Origin of the sequence: Hoylesella buccalis ATCC 35310, from assembly GCF_000177075.1 — a bacterium.
Lineage (GTDB): Bacteria > Bacteroidota > Bacteroidia > Bacteroidales > Bacteroidaceae > Prevotella > Prevotella buccalis.
Map to the genome: position 1 here is coordinate 1 of NZ_ADEG01000115.1, position 1,577 is coordinate 1,577.

General features: G+C 45.4%; 1 protein-coding gene. It reads left to right on the top strand.

Features of this window, described 5'->3' with window-relative positions:
* Positions 1-519 precede the first annotated feature (519 nt).
* Positions 520-1,554, top strand: coding sequence for an esterase-like activity of phytase family protein (locus tag HMPREF0650_RS12235; RefSeq protein WP_155813657.1), 1,035 nt, complete (start codon positions 520-522; stop codon positions 1,552-1,554).
* Positions 1,555-1,577: the final 23 nt, after the last annotated feature.

Consider the following 1,577-nt stretch of genomic DNA (forward strand, 5'->3'; position numbering starts at 1 on the left):
AGACAACAGCTTTCTGCTGAGGATTTAGCGATGGGCATGAGTGAGCTTCATCGAATATGGAAAAGCATTGAGGTAAATAGACTGTACAAAAGGTTAAGATATAAATTCGGGTACATGCCACTAAGATTTTCATGGAGGATGTTCAGAATACAAGAAGAACTCTATTTTACCCTAAGGTCTATTTTTCGAAAGGGCAGGCAACAAACTAAGAATTAGTGCACTTCGTATGGCATTGACATATATAGAGTATGCAAAAGATTTGTGAATCTTCGCAGAAAAGCTGTAGTTTGTTGCTGGGAATATATTACCTTTGCATAAGATGGGCTGCGCCTCACCAAAGTAAACAAGTTTTTCTATGGCTTCGGTTTGCGCCATCTTTGCATAAGATGGGCTGCGCCTCACCAAAATAAACAAGTTTCCTTTGGCTTCAGCTTGCACCATCTTTGCAAATGGTGGGTTGCGCCTTACCAAGATAAACAAGTTTTCGCATGGCTTCGGCCTATATCCTATTCGTAAAAGATGAGAAAGATTTATTTAATGGCAGTCGCCTTGTTGGCGGTATATTCGGCAAAAGCTCAAGACACGCTAACAGTTGTGCGAGTGAACGAGCAGCGTAGTTTCCCACAGGAAATTCCGGCAGGGAATTACAGTGGCATCACCTATATTGGTGACAGTGTGTATGCAGTGGTTAGTGACAAGTCGCCACAGGATGGCTTCTTCCTTTTTAAAATAGCGCTCGACTCCATTACTGGTGACGTTCTACATGTGGAGAATCTTGGCTTTAGGGGTGACACAGACAAAAACGGGGATATGGAGGCCATTACTTATGTGCCGTCATCTAAAACTTTGTACATCACCCGTGAGACCGACAACACCATCAAAGAATATGCCCTGGATGGGCATCTGACGATCAGACAGCTGTCCGTTCCTGCCATTTACCAGCGGGATAGGGGCAATTACGGGCTGGAATCTTTGAGCTTTAACGAGCGAACACAGACTTTTTGGACGTGTAATGAAGGGACGCTTCTGGGCGATGGCGAACAGGCCACTGCGACAAATGGAGTTCGTAACAGGTTACGCTTGCAATCGTTCAGTGCTGATTTTCAGCCTTTGCACCAGTATGCCTATCTAATGGATGCACCGGAAGCAAACAAGAAAGCTTATCTCTATGGTATGGGAGTTGCGGAGGTTACGGCACTCGATGACGGCAGCGTGCTGGTTTTGGAGCGCGAATTTTATACGCCACCTTCTAAACTGGGTGCTTTTGTCAACAACAAATTGTTTTTGGTACACCCTCAAAAAGGCATTCCCATTGATGGGGAAGATGCGCTGAACGAAGCAATGCCTTATCTAAAAAAACGATTGGTGACGAAGTGGACCACCCGACTTTCCTTGTTTTGTCATGAGATAGCCAACTTCGAGGGTATGTGCCTTGGTCCTAAACTAGCAGACGGTTCCCAGGTGTTGGTCTTGGTATCTGACTCGCAAAACCAAGCGGGTGGGGTAATGAAAGACTGGTTTAAAACCATCGTCCTGTCCCTGCCAAAGCCATGAGATGGCCCATTTGCACACTGAAA